The sequence below is a fragment of the Streptomyces aculeolatus genome (assembly GCF_020400605.1).
Taxonomy (GTDB): Bacteria; Actinomycetota; Actinomycetes; order Streptomycetales; family Streptomycetaceae; genus Streptomyces; species Streptomyces aculeolatus.
In genome coordinates this window covers 51,766-67,995 of the sequence record NZ_JAINRD010000024.1, presented here as the reverse complement: position 1 = coordinate 67,995, position 16,230 = coordinate 51,766, and the positions used below count along the sequence as shown (strand labels likewise).

The following is a 16,230-nucleotide window of genomic DNA, read 5'->3' as shown; positions in this document are numbered from 1 at the left end:
AGTACCCCCCGACCGCACGATCTGCCTCCCCAACGGCGGGACCGGTCTCAGTCGGACGTCGGGAAGCCGAGGTCGACGCCGCCGTCCGCCGGGTCGGGCCAGCGGGTCGTGACGACCTTCGCCCGGGTGTAGAAGCGGACGCCGTCCTCGCCGTAGATGTGGTGGTCGCCGAAGAGGGAGTCCTTCCAGCCGCCGAAGGAGTGGTAGCCCACGGGCACGGGGATCGGCACGTTCACGCCGACCATGCCGGCCGTGGCCTCCAGCTGGAAGCGCCGCGCTGCCCCGCCGTCGCGGGTGAAGATGGCGGTGCCGTTGCCCCACGGCGAGCCGTTGACCAGCCGCACGCCCTCCTCGTACGTCTCCGCCCGCACCACGCACAGCACCGGCCCGAAGATCTCGTCCCGGTACGCGTCGGACTCCACCGGCACCCGGTCCAGCAGGCTCACCCCGATCCAGTGGCCGTCCTCGCGGCCGGGGACGGTGTAGCCCGTGCCGTCCACGACCACCTCGGCGCCCTGCGCCGCCGCCCCCCGCACGTAGCCGGCGACCTTGTCGCGGTGCTCACGGGTGATGAGCGGGCCCATCTCCGAGTCGGGGTCGTCGCCGGGGCCGATCCGGACCTTGCGCGCCCGCTCGGCGATCTTCGCCACCAGTTCGTCGCCGGTGCCGCCGACGGCGACCACCGCGGAGACCGCCATGCAGCGCTCCCCCGCCGAGCCGTACGCCGCCGAGACCGCGGCGTCCGCGGCCGCGTCCAGATCGGCGTCGGGCAGCACCAGCATGTGGTTCTTCGCCCCGCCGAGCGCCTGGACGCGCTTGCCGTGGGAGGTGCCGGTGGTGAAGACGTACCGGGCGATCGGGGTGGAGCCGACGAAGCTGAGCGCGGCGACGTCGGGGTGCTCCAGCAGCCGGCCGACGGCCTCCTTGTCGCCGTGGACGACGTTGAACACGCCCTCCGGCAGCCCCGCCTCGGCCAGCAGCTCCGCGAGCAGCCCGGCCGCCGACGGGTCCTTCTCGCTCGGCTTCAGCACGAAGGTGTTGCCGCAGGCGATGGCCAGCGGGAACATCCACATCGGCACCATGGCGGGGAAGTTGAACGGCGTGATGCCCGCGACCACGCCGACGGGCTGCCGGATCGAGGCGACGTCGATACGGGTGGAGACCTGCGTGGACAGCTCGCCCTTGAGCAGTTGCGGGATGCCGCAGGCGACCTCGACGATCTCCAGCCCGCGGGCCACCTCCCCGAGGGCGTCGGAGTGCACCTTGCCGTGCTCGGCGGTGATCAGCCGGGCGACGTCCTCGCGCCGGGCGGCCAGCAGTTCGCGGAAGCGGAACAGCACGGCGGCTCGCCGCGCGAGCGACGACACGCTCCACTCCGCGAACGCCTCGCGGGCGGCGGCGACGGCGGCGTCCACCTCGGCGGCGGAGGCGAACGCGACCTCCGCGGCCTGCGCTCCGGTGGCGGGGTCGTAGACCGGTCCCGACCGTCCCGAGGCGCCCTCGACTGCCTTGCCGCCGATCCAGTGGCCGATGGTCTTCATGGGCAATCCCTTCGTCCAGCAACGGTCTCGGTCTAACCGCCGCCGCCGAGCCCTGTCAATCATGCGTCGATCATGCCGCGTGCGTGTCCCGTCACCAATGTCACGGTTGCGTCGGTTCCCCACCACATCTGCTCCACAACCCCCCGGCGGTGGTCGGCGGGGGGTTGTGGCGGGCACAGGGTCACTGATCACCAGGGGCGCTGCCCCGGCGCCCCGCCGGGAGGTACAGAGATGACGGACAGCCTGTGGTCGTACAAGGAGATCGCGGCCCACATCGGCGTGCAGACCGAGACCGTGCGGTCGTACCGGAAGCACGGGATGCTGCCGGCGCCCGACGTCGTCGAGCACGGCAAGCCCTACTGGTACCCCGACACGGTGCGCGCCTGGGTCGCCCAGCGGCCCAGCAGCCGCGGCCGGCGCGGCCGCGGGTGACGGTCGCCCCCGCGGCCGCGCCGGCCACTCCCCCGCCGCTGCGGCGTCACCGCTCCCCGACGGTCGCGAGGTCGTCGGACCTGTCCGCGGGAGGCTGCTCCTGACCGGGTGTCCCGGGGCCGCCTTCGCCGAATCCGCTGCGCTCCACGCGCTCGTGGAAGCGGCGCAGCGGACCGGGCGCCCACCACGTGGCGGCCCCGGTCAGCTTGAGCACCGCGGGCACCAGCAGCCCGCGCACCACCATCGCGTCCATCAGCACCGCGAGCGCGAGGCCGATGCCCAGCATCTTGGTGTTGGTGACCCGTGAGGTGCCTATCGCGAACATCACCACCGCGAGGATCACCGCGGCCGCGGTGATGAGACCGCCGGTCCGCCGCAACCCGAAGACGACGGCCCGGTCCTGGTCCCCCGTGCGGTCGTACTCCTCCTTGATGCGGGAGAGCAGGAAGACGCCGTAGTCCATGGACAGGCCGAAGGCGACGCAGAACATCAGCACCGGCAGCGTCGTCTCGATGGCGCCGGTCGCGGTGAAGTTCAGGACGCCGGACAGGTTGCCGTCCTGGAAGATCCAGACGATGGCGCCGAACATCGCGGTGAGGCTCAGGGCGTTGAGGACGACGGCCACGAAGGGTATGAGCACGCTTCCGGTGAGCAGGAACAGCAGGATCAGCGTCGCCAGCACGATCATCAGCGCGGCCCAGGGCAGGACCGACGCGATGGAGTCCTTGGCGTCCACCAGGTCGGCGGCCTCGCCCGTGACGGACGCCTCGAAGGGCGGCCCGAGGCCGCGGATGTCGCGCACCAGGTCCTGGCTGGCGGCGTCCACCGCCTCGCTCTCGCCGACCACCGTCAGATATCCGGTGCCGGCCTCCATCACGGGTCCGTCGACCTGCTCGACGCCGTCCAGCGCGGCGATCCGCTCCCGGTACCCGGCCAGCTCACCGGCGGCCGGATCGCCCTCGACGTAGACCTCGATCGTCCCGCCGGGGGTGCCCGGGAAGTCCTCCCTGAGGAGCTCCTGCACCTGGTGCGACTGGGCCGACCCGGGAAGCTGCCGGTCGTCGGCCGCGCCGAACTCCACCCGCAGGAACGGCAGTCCGAGCAGCACCAGCCCGGCGGTGGTGAGCACCGCGAAGACCGGCGCCCGGCGCATCACGAGCTTCGCCAGCCGCGCCCAGCCGCGCCCGCTCTCGGCACCGCCGGGCATCCCGCCGCCGCGCCTGGGCAGGATGCGCCAGGAGTTGACCCGCGGGCCGAGCAGCACCAGCGCGGCGGGCAGCACGGTCAGCGCCGCCACCGCGGCCAGCAGCACCACCGCTATCCCGGCGTACGCGAACGAGCGCAGGAAGTACTGCGGGAACATCAGCATCGCCGAGAGCGACACCGCGACGGTCAGCGCCGAGAACAGCACCGTGCGGCCGGCGGTACGCAGCGTGGTGCCCACCGCGCCCAGCGGATCCGCGCCGGCGGCCAGCTCTTCGCGGTAGCGCCGGACGATGAACAGCGCGTAGTCGATGGCGAGTCCGAGGCCGAGAGCCGTGGTCAGGTTCTGCGCGAAGACCGACACCTCAGCGAACTCGGTGAGGCCGCGGAGCACCGCGTTCGTCCCCAGGATGGCGACGATGCCCACCGCCAGCGGCAGCAGCGCGGCCACCGCGCTGCCGAAGACCACGATGAGCAGCAGCAGCGTCACCGGCAGGGCGATGATCTCGGCCCGCAGCAGGTCCTCCTGGATGGTGGTCTGCAAGTCGTCGTAGACCGCGACCTGGCCGCCGAGGCGCACCTCGACCGGGCCGTGCTCGCCGCGCAGGTCGGGGGCGAGGCCGTCGAAGACCTCCCTGGCGTGCGTCTCGTCCCCGGTGATCCGCGCGGCGACGAGTGCTTCGCTGCCGTCCTCGGACCGCAGCCCGGCGGCCTGGGCCGCCGCACGCTGCGCCTCCCCCGCGCCGTCCGCGCCCTCCGCCCGGCCGGGTTCCTGCTGCCCCGCGGACTGAGCCGCCTGGGCCGCCGCCCAGTAGGACGTCACCCCTTCGACCGAGTCCACCGCCGCCAGCCGCTCGGACAGCCGCTCGGCCTCGGCGGCGACCGCGGGATCGTCCACCCCGTCCGGCCGACCGCTGTCCACGAGCAGCAGCAGGTTCGGCCGGGCGCCGGGGAACTGCTCGTCCAGCGCCTCCGCCGCGTACACCGACTCGGACGCCGGGTCCTGCCAACCTCCGCCGCTCATACGGTCCGCAGCGCCGCTCCCCGCCACCACGGCCAGAGCCGTGAAGACCAGCGCGAGCAGCAGCGACAGCCTCGGCCGCGCTGTGACGAACCGCGTCCAGCGGCCCACCCCGGCCGGCCCCCCGCTTGTGCCCTCGGCCATCGGTTCCGCCCTCTCGTTGCACAGCGCAATAGAATGAGACACGAGCCGAAATACGAGTCCGCGCTCGCGTTCCCACAGAATGCGAGCGACCACTCGCGTTTGTCAACTCCTACCCGGAGGCTATGGATAGCCGTGTCGAATCCAGCACCGGCCACCGGCGGGCAGCCCCCCGCCGACCGGCCGCCCCGCCGCAGGCAGGCGCGCGGCGAGCGGCGCGCGCAGCAGCTGCTCGACGCCGCGGCCGTCGTGTTCGCCCGCAGCGGATACGCCGCCGCCTCCACGAACGCCATCGCCCGCGAGGCCGGCGTCTCCCCCGGCACGCTGTACCAGTTCTTCCCGAACAAGGAGGCGCTGGCCGTCGAGTTGGGCCGCCGCTACAACCACGCGCTCCACGAGACGAACAGCGAGGCGTTCACCCCCGCCAACGCCGCCCTCCCGCTCGGCGCGATGCTCGACGCCGCCCTCGATCCGGTGATCGACTTCAGCGCCGCCAACCCCGGCTTCGAGGTGCTGCTGCAGAGCACGGACGCCCCCGGCCTGGTCGCGGAGGAGCACGAGGCGGTGCACACGACGATCGTGGGCGCCGTCGAGGGCATGCTCGCCCTCCGCGCCCCCGGACTGTCGCCCGCCGAGATCGCCCGCACCACGACCATGTCGTTCAGCATCTTCAAGGCGGGCCTGGAGCTGTTCATGACCGCCAAGGACACCGAACGGGACGCATACCGCACGGAGATCAAGCGGGCCCTGTTCGGCTACCTCGCCCCGGTCGTCGGCACCGACGCCATACCCCCGGCGGACTGACCGCACGGGCGACGCGGATGCAAAATACCCCTAGGGGGTATACTCTGGAGTGCAGGGAGCAGGACACGGCTGCGCCCACCGTCGCGACAAGGGAGGCTCCCATGAGCGCTCAGACCCCCGTCACCACCGTCTACAAGGTCTCCGGCATGACCTGCGGCCACTGCGAGGGTGCCGTGAGCGCCGAGATCTCCGGGCTCGACGGCGTCTCCTCGGCCAAGGCGGTCGCCGCCACCGGCGAGGTGACCGTCACCTCCGCCGCCCCGCTCGACGAGGAGAAGGTGCGCGCCGCGGTCGACGAGGCCGGCTACGAACTGGTCGGCCCGGCCTGACCCGTACGGCCCGCGAAGGGCACCGCCCACGAAGGACGCCGCCCCCGCGCACGCCGCGCGCGGGCGGCGCCGCCGGGCGCACCGGTTGCACACCCTGCCGCGAGTGACTCAGATCACACCGATCAGGGGGTAACCATCGGCATAGGTCGCGTGTCTATTCGGGTGACGTCGACACCCGGCGGAGTCGGCGTGCACGAGGCCGGGACGGCACGTGCGAGGAGCATTGAGCGGCCCCTCCCGCGGCGGTGTCCCGGCGGCACGAAGGCGCCCGGCCCCTACCGGGGCCGGGAGAGCGAAGCGCCCCGTCGACTGATCCGTGGGGGGATCGCAGACGGGGCGCCTTCGCGTTCCTGCGCGTGGTTGCCGGCGTGCGGGTTGCCGGCAGGCTCAGCGCTCCTCGACCGGGACGAAGTCCCGGAGCACCTCACCGGTGTAGATCTGCCGGGGACGGCCGATGCGGGAGCCCGGCTCCTTGATCATCTCGTGCCACTGGGCGATCCAGCCCGGCAGCCGCCCGAGCGCGAAGAGCACCGTGAACATCTCGGTCGGGAAGCCCATCGCGCGGTAGATCAGGCCGGTGTAGAAGTCGACGTTCGGGTACAGCTTGCGCTCGACGAAGTAGTCGTCGGCGAGCGCGTGCTCCTCCAGCTTCAGGGCGATGTCCAGCAGCTCGTCGGACTTGCCCAGCGCGGAGAGGACGTCGTGCGCCGCCGCCTTGATGATCTTCGCCCGGGGGTCGAAGTTCTTGTAGACGCGGTGCCCGAAGCCCATGAGCTTCACGCCGTCTTCCTTGTTCTTCACCTTGCGGATGAAGGTGTCGACGTCGCCGCCAGTGGCCTGGATGCCCTCCAGCATCTCCAGCACGCTCTGGTTGGCGCCGCCGTGCAGGGGCCCCCACAGCGCGCTGATGCCCGCCGAGATGGAGGCGAACAGGTTGGCCTGCGAGGAGCCGACCAGCCGCACGGTGGAGGTCGAACAGTTCTGCTCGTGGTCCGCGTGCAGGATCAGCAGCTTGTCGAGCGCGCTGACCACGACCGGGTCCAGGTCGTACTCGGCGGCGGGCACCGAGAAGGTCATGCGCAGGAAGTTCTCGACGTACCCGAGGTCGTTGCGCGGGTAGACCACCGGATGGCCGACGGACTTCTTGTACGCGTACGCCGCGATCGTCGGCAGCTTGGCCAGCAGCCGGATCGTCGACAGGTGCCGCTGCTGCTCGTCGAACGGGTTGTGGCTGTCCTGATAGAAGGTCGACAGCGCGCTGACCACGGAGGACAGCATCGCCATCGGGTGTGCGTCCCGCGGGAAGCCGTCGTAGAAGCGCTTGACGTCCTCGTGCAGGAGGGTGTGGCGGGTGACCTCGCCCTTGAACACCGACAGCTCGTCGACGCTGGGCAGCTCACCGTTGATCAGCAGGTAGGCGACTTCCAGGAACGTGCTGCGCTCGGCGAGCTGTTCGATGGGATAGCCGCGGTAGCGCAGAATCCCCTGCTCGCCGTCCAGATAGGTGATGGCCGACTTGTACGCCGCAGTGTTGCCGTAGCCGCTGTCCAGGGTCACCAGCCCGGTCTGGGAGCGCAGCTTTCCGATGTCGACGCCGGTGTCACCGACGGTGCTGTCGACGATCGGGAAGGTGTACTCGCCGTCGCCGTACCGAAGTACTGCAGATTTGTCGCTCACTCTGTCCTCACCCGACGTATCGTGCCTCTTCTTTGAGGTGTGCTTGAGGTGCCCTGACTACCCTCCAGCTTCCCCCATGCGGAGCTCTTCCGTGCACTCGGGGTCGGCTGCCGGATCAACATACGGCACTGGGTGCCACATACGGACCATCGTGCCCTGTCGGAGCGCGTTAGGGGAGACCCACTCGGCCATGCAGCCGGTGATCCAGGGCCGTACAGCGCCGGCCTGCGGAAACCGTGCGCACCGCCTGACCCAGGGCCTTGCGTGAGCCGACCAGCACGACCAGCTTCTTGGCCCGGGTGACGGCCGTGTACAAGAGGTTCCGCTGGAGCATCATCCAGGCGCCCGTGGTGACGGGGATCACCACCGCCGGGTACTCGCTGCCCTGCGAACGGTGGATGGTGACGGCGTACGCGTGCGTCAGCTCGTCCAGCTCGTCGAAGTCGTACGGCACCTCCTCGTCCTCGTCCGTGAGCACCGTCAGCCGCTGCTCGACCACGTCGAGGGCGGTGACGACCCCGACCGTGCCGTTGAAGACCCCGTTGCGGCCCTTTTCGTAGTTGTTCCGTATCTGCGTGACCTTGTCGCCGACGCGGAACGTCCGGCCGCCGAACCGCTTCTCGGCGAGCCCGGGACGGCCGGGGGTGACGGCCTCCTGGAGCAGCCCGTTGAGCGCGCCGGCGCCCGCGGGGCCGCGGTGCATGGGTGCGAGGACCTGCACGTCGCGGCGCGCGTCGAGGCCGAATTTGGCCGGAATGCGACGGGCCGCCACGTCCACCGTGAGCCGGCCGGCGGCCTCCGTGTCGTCCTCGGCGAAGAGGAAGAAGTCGGCGAGGCCCTGGGTGAGGGGCTGGACCCCGGAGTTGATGCGGTGCGCGTTCGTCACCACGCCGGACTGCCGGGCCTGGCGGAAGATCCGGGTCAGCCGGACCGCGGGCACCGGGCCGCCCTCGGCCAGCAGGTCGCGCAGCACCTCCCCGGCGCCGACCGACGGCAGTTGGTCGACGTCGCCGACGAGCAGCAGGTGCGCCCCGGGCGGCACGGCCTTGGCCAGCTTGTTCGCCAGCAGCAGGTCGAGCATCGAGGCTTCGTCGACGACGACCAGGTCGGCGTCGAGCGGCCGGTCCCGGTCGTACGCGGCGTCGCCGCCCGGCTTCAGCTCCAGCAGCCGGTGGACCGTGGACGCCTCGGCCCCGGTCAGCTCCGCCAGCCGCTTGGCGGCGCGGCCCGTGGGTGCCGCCATCACCACCTTCGCCCGCTTGGCCCGGGCCAGCTCCACGATCGAGCGGACGGTGAAGGACTTGCCGCAGCCCGGGCCGCCGGTCAGCACGGCCACCTTCTCGGTCAGCGCCAGCCGGACCGCCTGCTCCTGCTCGGGCGCGAGTTCGGCGCCCGTGCGCTCGCCGAGCCAGCTCAGCGCCCGGCCCCAGTCGACGTCCTGGAAGGCGGGCATCCGGTCCCGCTCGGTGCGCAGCAGGCGCAGCAGCTGGGCGGCCAGCGAGACCTCCGCGCGGTGGAACGGCACCAGGTAGACCCCCTGCACGTCCTCCTCGCCGCCGGGCCCGGGCACCGTCTCCCGGACGACGCCCTCCTCCTTCACCAGCTCGTCCAGGCACTCGATGACCAGGCCGGTGTCGACCTGCAGCAGCTTGACCGCCTCGGTGATGAGCTGCTGCTCGGGCAGGAAGCAGTTGCCCTGGTCGGAGGACTGCGACAGGGCGTACTGCAGGCCGGCCTTGACCCGCTCCGGGCTGTCGTGCGGGATGCCGACGGAGCGGGCGATGCGGTCGGCGGTGAGGAAGCCGATGCCCCAGACATCGGCCGCCAGCCGGTACGGCTCGTTCTTCACCACCGAGATGGAGGCGTCCCCGTACGACTTGTAGATCCGCACGGCGATGGACGTGGAGACGCCGACGCCCTGGAGGAAGAGCATGACCTCCTTGATCGCCTTCTGCTCCTCCCAGGCGGCGCCGATCAGCTTGGTCCGCTTGGGGCCGAGGCCCGGAACCTCGACGAGCCGGGCGGGGTCCTGCTCGATGACGTCGAGGGTGTCGACGCCGAAGTGGTCGACGATGCGCTCGGCGATGCGCGGGCCGATGCCCTTGATGAGGCCGGAGCCGAGATAGCGGCGGATGCCCTGGACGGTGGCGGGGAGGACCGTCGTGTAGTTCTCCACGGTGAACTGCTTGCCGTACTGCGGGTGGGAGCCCCAGCGGCCCTCCATGCGCAGCGACTCGCCCGGCTGCGCGCCGAGCAGGGCGCCGACGACGGTGAGCAGGTCGCCGCCGCCGCGGCCGGTGTCGACGCGGGCGACCGTGTACCCGTTGTCCTCATTGGCGTACGTGATCCGTTCCAGGACTCCGTCCACCACCGCCAGTTGCGTCATGGGAAAGACGCTATCGCCGGGCCCCGACATCGCGGGGCGGCCTGTGGACGGCCCGCGCCTGTGGACGGCCCGCGCCGCCGTGTACGGGCGCAGCGAGGGGGCCCGGCCGTTGCGGGCCGGGCCCCCTCGCGTTCCCCTCCAAAGGCTCCCCCTACCCCCCTGGTACTCCCCCCGGGAAGCCTGATGCCCTATACGACCCCGATCGACGGCGAAGGGTTGCACGGCTTCGGCACTTTATCGATCTGTAATCCGACGTGCCGACACGGCCGATCCGCCGTAGCGTTTCAGGCATGAGGGACAAACCGGTACACAAAGCTGTCCTGGACGACCTCGGTCCGGAGCAGTTGCACCAGGTCGCCGACGCGCTGGGCACCGGCAGCCGGGGTGCGAAGCGGGTCGTCGGCGAGACGGTCGCCGCCCTCACCGGCTCGCTCGCCGAGGAGGCCTCCTCCCCGCACGGGGCGCACGAGGTCGAGCAAGCGCTCGACGAGGTGCAGGGGGCGGCGCCCGCGGGCGCCGCCGCGGGCGCGCGCCCGGTGAAGGGCTCGTCCGGCCTCGTCGGCGCCGCACCGTTCGCCGGAGGTGCGCTCGGCTGCGGGATGCTGGCGACGATCGTCGGCAGGACGAGCATGCCCGTGGCCCGCGCGGTCTCGCAGCGCACCGGCATCCCGATGGCGCAGGTGTCCCGGGCGCTGAAGATCCTCACGCCCGTCGCGATGGCCGCCGTCTCCCGGGCGGCACGGAACCGCGACATCCGGGCGGACGGCCTCGCCGAGATGCTCACGGAGGAGCAGCAGGCCACCCGCAGGCCGGGCGGGGCACTCGGTGCACTGGCGCGGCTCTTCGGCGCCGGGCAGTCCTACGGCGGCGGGCGCCACCGCGCCTGAGGCGCGGCAGGGACGCGGCCCGTACGCGACGGACCACCGCCGCCCGCCGCCGCCCGGACCCCCCGGGCACGCCGGCCCGTCGCTCAGCGCACGACCAGCCGCTCGTAGCGTTCGGCGATCTCCGCCAGCACCTCCGCCCCGTCGCGCGCCCACAGCCCCGGGTTGAAGATCTCGACCTCGACGAAGCCCGTGTACCCCGCTTCGTCCACCCGCTCCCGGAACCAGCGCAGGTCGACGCTCCCGTCGCCCAGTTGGCCCCGCCCGAGCAGCACCCCCTCCGGCAGCGGAGTCACCCAGTCCGCCAGCTGGAAGGCCGCGATCCTGCCGGACTCCCCCGCGCGCCTGATCTGGGCCGCGACGGTGTCGTCCCACCACAGGTGGTACGTGTCCACCACCACGCCCACCCGGTCCGCCGGGAAGCGCTCGGCCAGGTCCAGCGACTGGGCCAGCGTGGAGACCACGCACCTGTCGGCGGCGTACATCGGGTGCAGCGGCTCGATCGCCAGCCGCACGGCGCGTTCCGCCGCGTACGGCGCGAGGACGCCCAGCGCGTCCGCGATGCGCTCCCGTGCGCCGTGCAGATCGCGACTGCCCGCCGGCAGACCGCCGGAGACCAGGACGAGGGTGTCGGTGCCCAGGGTGGCGGCCTCGTCGATGGCGCGGCGGTTGTCGTCCAGCGCGGCGGCGCGCTCCCCCGGGTCGCCGGTGGTGAAGAAGCCGCCGCGGCACAGGCTCGTCACCGTCAGCCCGGCGTCGCGGAAGAGCTTGGCGGCGGCGTCCACCCCGAACTCCTGGACGGGCGCGCGCCACAGGCCCACGCCGCGCACCCCGGCCGCGGTGCAGCCGTCCGCGAGTTCGGGGAGCGACCACTGCCTGATGGTCTCCTGGTTGAGGCTGAGGCGGGCCGGCCCGCCGGCCGGCTGTCCGGTGCTCACAGGGCGACTCCGTGGAGGGCGAGGAAGGAGGTCATGCGCCGCGCCGCGAGCTGCGGGTCGGGGAACAGGCCGAGCGCGTCGGCCAGTTCGTACGCGCGCGCGAGGTGCGGCAGGGAGCGGGCCGACTGCTGCCCGCCGACCATCGTGAAGTGGCTCTGGTGCCCGCCGAGCCAGGCCAGGAAGACGACGCCCGTCTTGTAGAAGCGCGTCGGGGCCTGGAAGAGGTGGCGGGCCAGCGGCACGGTCGGGTCCAGGACCTTGCGGTAGCCGGCCGCGTCGCCGGTGTCGAGGGTCCGTACCGCCTCGGCGGCCAGCGGCGCGAGCGGGTCGAAGACGCCGAGGAGGGCATGGCTGAAACCGTGCTCGTCGCCCTCGATCAGCTCGGGGTAGTGGAAGTCGTCTCCGGTGTAGCAGCGCACCCCGCGGGGCAGCCGGCGGCGCAGGTCCACCTCGCGGGACGCGTCGAGGAGGGAGACCTTGACGCCGTCGACCTTGTCCGGGTGCTGGGCGATGACGTCGAGGAAGGTGCCGGTGGCGGCGTCGAGGTCGGCGCTGCCCCAGTAGCCGGCGAGCGCCGGGTCGAACATGTCGCCCAGCCAGTGCAGGATCACCGGCTCGCGCGCCTGGCGCAGCAGCGCGCCGTACGTCTCCACGTAGTCCTCGGGCCCGCGGGCGCACGCCGCCAGCGCACGGGAGGCCATGAGCACCGCCTGCGCCCCGGCGTCCTCGACGAGGGCGAGCTGCTCCTCGTACGCGGCACGCACGCCGGCGAGGGTGGCGCCCCCGGGCGCGAGCTGGTCGGTGCCGGCGCCGCAGGCGACACGGCCGCCGTGGGCCCTGGCCTCGGCGGCGGAGCGGCGGATCAGCTCGGCGGCGCGGGGCCAGTCCAGGCCCGCGCCGCGCTGCGCGGTGTCCATGGCCTCGGCGACGGCGAGGCCGTGGGACCACAGGTGCCGGCGGAAGGCGAGGGTGGCGTCCCAGTCGACCGCGGCGGGGCTGTCCGGGTCGCCGGGGCCGGCGTCGGCGTACGGGTCGGCGACGACGTGCGCGGCGGCGAAGACCGTGCGGCAGGAGGGGCGCGGACCGCCGGCCGCGAGCGCCGGTGCGGGCTCCGTGCGCGGTTCGTACGCCTGCAGCACGCCCCCCGGCCTGGGCAGCCGGATCGTGGTCATCGGGCCAGCTCCGGCACCTCGACGCGCCGCCCCTCCGCGGCGGCCTTGAGGCCCAGCTCGGCGAGCTGCACCCCGCGCGCGCCGGCGAGCAGGTCCCAGTGGTACGGCTCGTCGAGCAGCAGGTGCCGCAGGAACAGCTCCCACTGGGCCCGGAAGCCGTTGGGGAACCCGGCGGGACCCGCGTTGTCGGGCACGTCCTGCCACTGGTCGCGGAAGGACTCCGAGACCGGCAGATCCGGGTTCCACACGGGCTTCGGCGTCGCCGCCCGGTGCTGTACGCGGCAGCCGCGCAGGCCCGCGACGGCGGAGCCGTCGGTGCCGTCGACCTGGAACTCGACCAGCTCGTCGCGGTGGACGCGAACCGTCCATGAGGAGTTGATCTGCGCCACGACGGGGCCGCCGGGGGCGGCCAGCTCGAAGATGCCGTACGCCGCGTCGTCCGCGGTCGCCTCGTACTCCTCGCCGTGCTCGTCCCAGCGGCGCGGCACGTGCGTGGTGACGTGCGCCTGCACGCTGCGCACCGGGCCGAACAGCTCGTGCAGGATGTACTCCCAGTGCGGGAACATGTCGAGCACCATCCCGCCGCCGTCCTGCGCGCGGTAGTTCCAGGAGGGCCGCTGGGCGGGCTGCCAGTCGCCCTCGAAGACCCAGTAGCCGAACTCGCCGCGGACCGAGAGGATGCGGCCGAAGAAGCCGCCGTCGATGAGGCGCTTGAGTTTCAGCAGCCCCGGCAGGAAGAGCTTGTCCTGCACCACGCCGTGCTTGATGCCGGCGCCCTGCGCCATCCGGGCGAGTTCGAGGGCAGCGGAGGCGGAGGTGGCGGTCGGCTTCTCCACGTAGATGTGCTTGCCCGCGGCGACGGCCTTCTTCACCGCCTCCTCGCGGGCGGAGGTGACCTGGGCGTCGAAGTACAGCTCGACGGAGTCGTCCGCGAGCACGGCGTCGAGGTCGGTGGTGTACTCCGGCAGGTCGTGCCGGCGGGCGATGTCCCTGAGCGCGTGTTCCCTGCGGCCCACCAGAACCGGCTCGGGCCACAGCACGTCGCCGCCGCCGAGATCCAGCCCGCCTTCCTCGCGAATGGCAAGAATCGAACGGACGAGGTGCTGTCGATACCCCATCCGCCCGGTGACGCCGTTCATGGCGATACGCAGCGTCCTACGTGGCATCTGGTCTCCCATAGTAAGCGCTTTCTGCCCCGGGAGAAAGCTATCCCCGCCCGGCCTGCAGCGCAAGAGCCCGACCGGGTACTGACAAAGGCCTGCACACTCCTGCCACCCTCGCGACGCGGGCGGCGCGACGTGCAAGACTTCCGCTCACAGTTCTGACCGGCGAACCACGCCGGGCGGGGCCCGCGCGGCCCCGGGGGATTCCGGCCACGGGGGCCGGAACGTCGTACCCGAACGGGAGGCAGAGCGATGGCAGTCACCCTCGCGGACGTCGCGGCACGCGCCCGCGTCTCCGCCGCGACCGTCTCCCGGGTGCTCAGCGGCAACTACCCGGTGGCCGAGGCGACCCGCGCCCGCGTGCTCGCCGCGGTGGACGAGCTGGACTACGTCATCAACGGCCCGGCGAGCGCGCTCGCCGCCGCCACCTCCGACCTCGTCGGCGTCCTCGTCAACGACGTCGCCGACCCCTTCTTCGGCATCATGGCCAGCGCCGTCCAGTCCGAGCTGGGCAGCGAGAAGCTGGCGGTCGTCTGCAATACGGGCGGCTCCCCGGAGCGCGAGCTGACCTACCTCACGCTCCTGCTGCGCCAGCGCGCCGCCGCCGTCGTGATCACCGGCAGCGCCGTCGAGACGCCCGAGTACGCGGCGGCCAGCGCGGCGAAGGTGGGGCGGCTCGCGGCGAACGGCACGCAGGTCGTCCTCCTCGGCCGGCCGGCGAGCGCCGCCCCGGAGGGGTCCGTCTTCGCCGTCGAGTTCGGCAACCGCGAGGGCGGGCGCCGGCTCACCGAGCACCTGATCTCCCTCGGCCACCGCCGCATCGGCTACGTCGCGGGCCCCGCCGACCGCACCACCACCCGGCACCGCCTCGAAGGCCACCGCGCCGCGCTCGCCGCCCACGGCCTCGGCGGCGACGCCGGCGAGCTGGGCCGGCTGACGGTGCACGGCCCGTACACCCGGAAGTCCGGCTACGACGGGGCGCTCGAACTGCTGGACCGCGAGCCGGGGCTGACGGCCGTCGTCGGTTCCAACGACGCGGTGGCCCTGGGCATCTGCGCGGCGTTGCGCGAGAAGGGCGTCGACGTCCCCGGCGAGGTGTCCGTGGCGGGCTTCGACGACCTGCCGTTCAGCGCGGACGCGACCCCGGCGCTGACGACGGTGCGGCTGCCGCTGCAGGAGGCGGCGGCGCGGGCGGCGCGGCTGGCGCTGGGGCGGGAGGAGTCGCCGGCGGACGGGCGCTACATGGTGCCGGCGGAGCTGGTGACGCGGGCGTCGACGGCGGCGCCGCGGGCGTAGCCGGGGTCGGGGGTCCGGGGGTCCGGGGGTCCGGGGGTCCGGGGGTCCGGGGAGATAGTCCGACCGGACGGGACGGTCTGTGGATAACTCTGCACGGGGTCGACGCATCCGGGTATCTTTGACTCAGTCAAAGAAAAACGCGTGCCAGGAGGTGGGGTTCCGTGACCATCGAGGACATCCGTTCGTTCAACCGCTTCTATACGAATCTGATCGGCGCCCTCGACTACAGCCGCCAGCTCCACACGCCGTACACGCTCACCGAGGCCCGCGTGCTCTACGAGCTGAGTTCCGCCCCGCAGGCCGACGCCGCCGACCTGCGCGGTGCGCTGACGCTGGACGCGGGGTATCTCAGCAGGCTGCTCGGCAAGTTCGAGAAGGACGGCCTGATCACGCGCGGTCCGTCGGCCGCCGACGCGCGGCGGCAGCGGGTGGCGCTGACCCCGCGCGGCCGGGAGGCGGCCCATCTGCTGGAGGAGCGCTCGCGGGAGCAGGTGGGGACGCTGCTGGCGCAGGTGCCGCTGGAGCGGCGCGCGCGGCTGGCCGCCGCGATGAGCACGGTGCGGGAGCTGCTGTCGGACTCGGCCGTGCCGAATCCGGTCGGGGAGGCCGAGCTGCGCGAGCCCGGGCCCGGCGAGCTGGGCTGGATCGTCAAGCGCCACGGCGAGCTGTACGCGCAGGAGTACGGGTGGAACACGGACTTCGAGGCGCTGGTGGCCCGGATCGTCGCGGACCACGCCGCGCAGCGGGACCCGGCGTGCGAGCGCACGTGGATAGCGGACCTGGGCGGCAGGCCGGTCGGCACGGTCATGTGCGTACGGGACGACGCCCCGGAGACGGCACGGCTGCGGCTGCTGCTGGTGGACCCGGAGGTGCGGGGGCACCGGCTGGGGGCGCGGCTGGTCGACGAGTGCGTGCGCTTCGCCCGCGAGGCGGGATACCGCGAGCTGGTGCTGTGGACGAACTCGGTGCTGGAGTCCGCCCGCCGCCTCTATGAGCGGGCGGGGTTCGAGCTGATCGCCGAGAAGCCGCACCACAGCTACGGGGCGGATCTGGTGGGCCAGGACTGGAGGCTGACGCTCTGACTGATTCGGCCGGATGGCCGCGGCGGGTGCCGCGGCTGACGCCGGCGCGGCGGGGGCCGCCGGGTCGGTGGTCGGGGCGGGTAGGGCTCCGGCTTCGTCGGGGTGTGGTGCGGGGGCTTCCGCCGGGTGGGCGAACGCTCCGAAGCGGGGCTGCGCAGCCC

Annotated in this window: 13 protein-coding genes; 6 read left to right on the top strand and 7 right to left on the bottom strand. The window is 72.8% G+C overall.

Features of this window, described 5'->3' with window-relative positions; all coding sequences use genetic code 11:
- Positions 1 to 47: 47 nt before the first annotated feature.
- Positions 48 to 1,541, bottom strand: coding sequence for a CoA-acylating methylmalonate-semialdehyde dehydrogenase (locus LG396_RS31080; protein ID WP_225797291.1), 1,494 nt, complete (start codon positions 1,539 to 1,541; stop codon positions 48 to 50).
- A 231-nt stretch (positions 1,542 to 1,772) separates the two neighbouring features.
- Between LG396_RS31080 and LG396_RS31075 the strand changes: the two genes are divergently transcribed.
- A complete protein-coding gene (locus tag LG396_RS31075) occupies positions 1,773 to 1,973 on the top strand; it encodes a helix-turn-helix transcriptional regulator (RefSeq protein ID WP_018834156.1) in 201 nt (66 codons plus the stop codon).
- Positions 1,974 to 2,019: 46 nt separating this feature from the next.
- Here LG396_RS31075 and LG396_RS31070 read toward each other — a convergent pair whose 3' ends face one another.
- A complete protein-coding gene (locus tag LG396_RS31070; protein ID WP_225797290.1) occupies positions 2,020 to 4,341 on the bottom strand; it encodes an MMPL family transporter in 2,322 nt (773 codons plus the stop codon).
- A gap of 132 nt (positions 4,342 to 4,473) precedes the next feature.
- Between LG396_RS31070 and LG396_RS31065 the strand changes: the two genes are divergently transcribed.
- Complete coding sequence (locus tag LG396_RS31065) at positions 4,474 to 5,142, top strand: TetR/AcrR family transcriptional regulator (RefSeq protein ID WP_225797289.1); 669 nt, start codon at positions 4,474 to 4,476, stop codon at positions 5,140 to 5,142.
- 101 nt (positions 5,143 to 5,243) lie between these two features.
- Positions 5,244 to 5,471 (top strand): heavy-metal-associated domain-containing protein, encoded by a 228-nt coding sequence (locus LG396_RS31060; RefSeq protein ID WP_018834153.1) that lies wholly within the window; start codon positions 5,244 to 5,246, stop codon positions 5,469 to 5,471.
- A gap of 387 nt (positions 5,472 to 5,858) precedes the next feature.
- On the opposite strand, the gene LG396_RS31055 is transcribed toward LG396_RS31060, so the two are convergent.
- Positions 5,859 to 7,148, bottom strand: coding sequence for a citrate synthase (locus LG396_RS31055; protein ID WP_018834152.1), 1,290 nt, complete (start codon positions 7,146 to 7,148; stop codon positions 5,859 to 5,861).
- A 169-nt stretch (positions 7,149 to 7,317) separates the two neighbouring features.
- A complete protein-coding gene (recD2, locus tag LG396_RS31050) occupies positions 7,318 to 9,534 on the bottom strand; it encodes an SF1B family DNA helicase RecD2 (RefSeq protein ID WP_037752802.1) in 2,217 nt (738 codons plus the stop codon).
- A 290-nt stretch (positions 9,535 to 9,824) separates the two neighbouring features.
- On the opposite strand from recD2, the gene LG396_RS31045 reads away from it, so the two are divergent.
- Complete coding sequence (locus LG396_RS31045; RefSeq protein ID WP_225797288.1) at positions 9,825 to 10,421, top strand: DUF937 domain-containing protein; 597 nt, start codon at positions 9,825 to 9,827, stop codon at positions 10,419 to 10,421.
- Positions 10,422 to 10,504: 83 nt separating this feature from the next.
- Here the strand turns inward: LG396_RS31045 and LG396_RS31040 are convergent, their stop codons facing one another.
- From LG396_RS31040 to LG396_RS31030, 3 genes are read right to left on the bottom strand one after another with little or no spacing between them, the layout of a single operon-like run.
- Entirely contained in the window at positions 10,505 to 11,356 is an 852-nt protein-coding gene (locus LG396_RS31040; protein WP_018834149.1) for a sugar phosphate isomerase/epimerase family protein, read from the bottom strand.
- Positions 11,353 to 12,528, bottom strand: a complete 1,176-nt coding sequence (locus tag LG396_RS31035) for a dihydrodipicolinate synthase family protein (protein ID WP_225797287.1) — start codon at positions 12,526 to 12,528, stop codon at positions 11,353 to 11,355. Before LG396_RS31035 ends, LG396_RS31040 begins: the two co-directional genes overlap by 4 nt.
- Entirely contained in the window at positions 12,525 to 13,694 is a 1,170-nt protein-coding gene (locus LG396_RS31030; RefSeq protein WP_026276805.1) for a Gfo/Idh/MocA family protein, read from the bottom strand. The genes LG396_RS31035 and LG396_RS31030 overlap by 4 nt, the downstream gene beginning before the upstream one ends.
- A gap of 249 nt (positions 13,695 to 13,943) precedes the next feature.
- On the opposite strand from LG396_RS31030, the gene LG396_RS31025 reads away from it, so the two are divergent.
- Both LG396_RS31025 and LG396_RS31020 read left to right on the top strand, forming a co-directional pair.
- Positions 13,944 to 14,987, top strand: coding sequence for a LacI family DNA-binding transcriptional regulator (locus tag LG396_RS31025; protein WP_225797286.1), 1,044 nt, complete (start codon positions 13,944 to 13,946; stop codon positions 14,985 to 14,987).
- Between the two features lie 161 nt (positions 14,988 to 15,148).
- Positions 15,149 to 16,069, top strand: a complete 921-nt coding sequence (locus LG396_RS31020) for a bifunctional helix-turn-helix transcriptional regulator/GNAT family N-acetyltransferase (protein ID WP_018851269.1) — start codon at positions 15,149 to 15,151, stop codon at positions 16,067 to 16,069.
- The last annotated feature ends 161 nt before the right edge of the window (positions 16,070 to 16,230 follow it).

Coding starts and splice junctions, on each gene's coding strand:
- LG396_RS31025 (WP_225797286.1), top strand. CDS start 13,944: ATGGCAGTCACCCTCGCGGACGTCGCGGCACGCGCCCGCGTCTCCGCC.
- recD2 (WP_037752802.1), bottom strand. CDS start 9,534: ATGACGCAACTGGCGGTGGTGGACGGAGTCCTGGAACGGATCACGTAC.
- LG396_RS31030 (WP_026276805.1), bottom strand. CDS start 13,694: ATGCCACGTAGGACGCTGCGTATCGCCATGAACGGCGTCACCGGGCGG.
- LG396_RS31035 (WP_225797287.1), bottom strand. CDS start 12,528: ATGACCACGATCCGGCTGCCCAGGCCGGGGGGCGTGCTGCAGGCGTAC.
- LG396_RS31075 (WP_018834156.1), top strand. CDS start 1,773: ATGACGGACAGCCTGTGGTCGTACAAGGAGATCGCGGCCCACATCGGC.
- LG396_RS31080 (WP_225797291.1), bottom strand. CDS start 1,541: ATGAAGACCATCGGCCACTGGATCGGCGGCAAGGCAGTCGAGGGCGCC.
- LG396_RS31070 (WP_225797290.1), bottom strand. CDS start 4,341: ATGGCCGAGGGCACAAGCGGGGGGCCGGCCGGGGTGGGCCGCTGGACG.
- LG396_RS31060 (WP_018834153.1), top strand. CDS start 5,244: ATGAGCGCTCAGACCCCCGTCACCACCGTCTACAAGGTCTCCGGCATG.
- LG396_RS31045 (WP_225797288.1), top strand. CDS start 9,825: ATGAGGGACAAACCGGTACACAAAGCTGTCCTGGACGACCTCGGTCCG.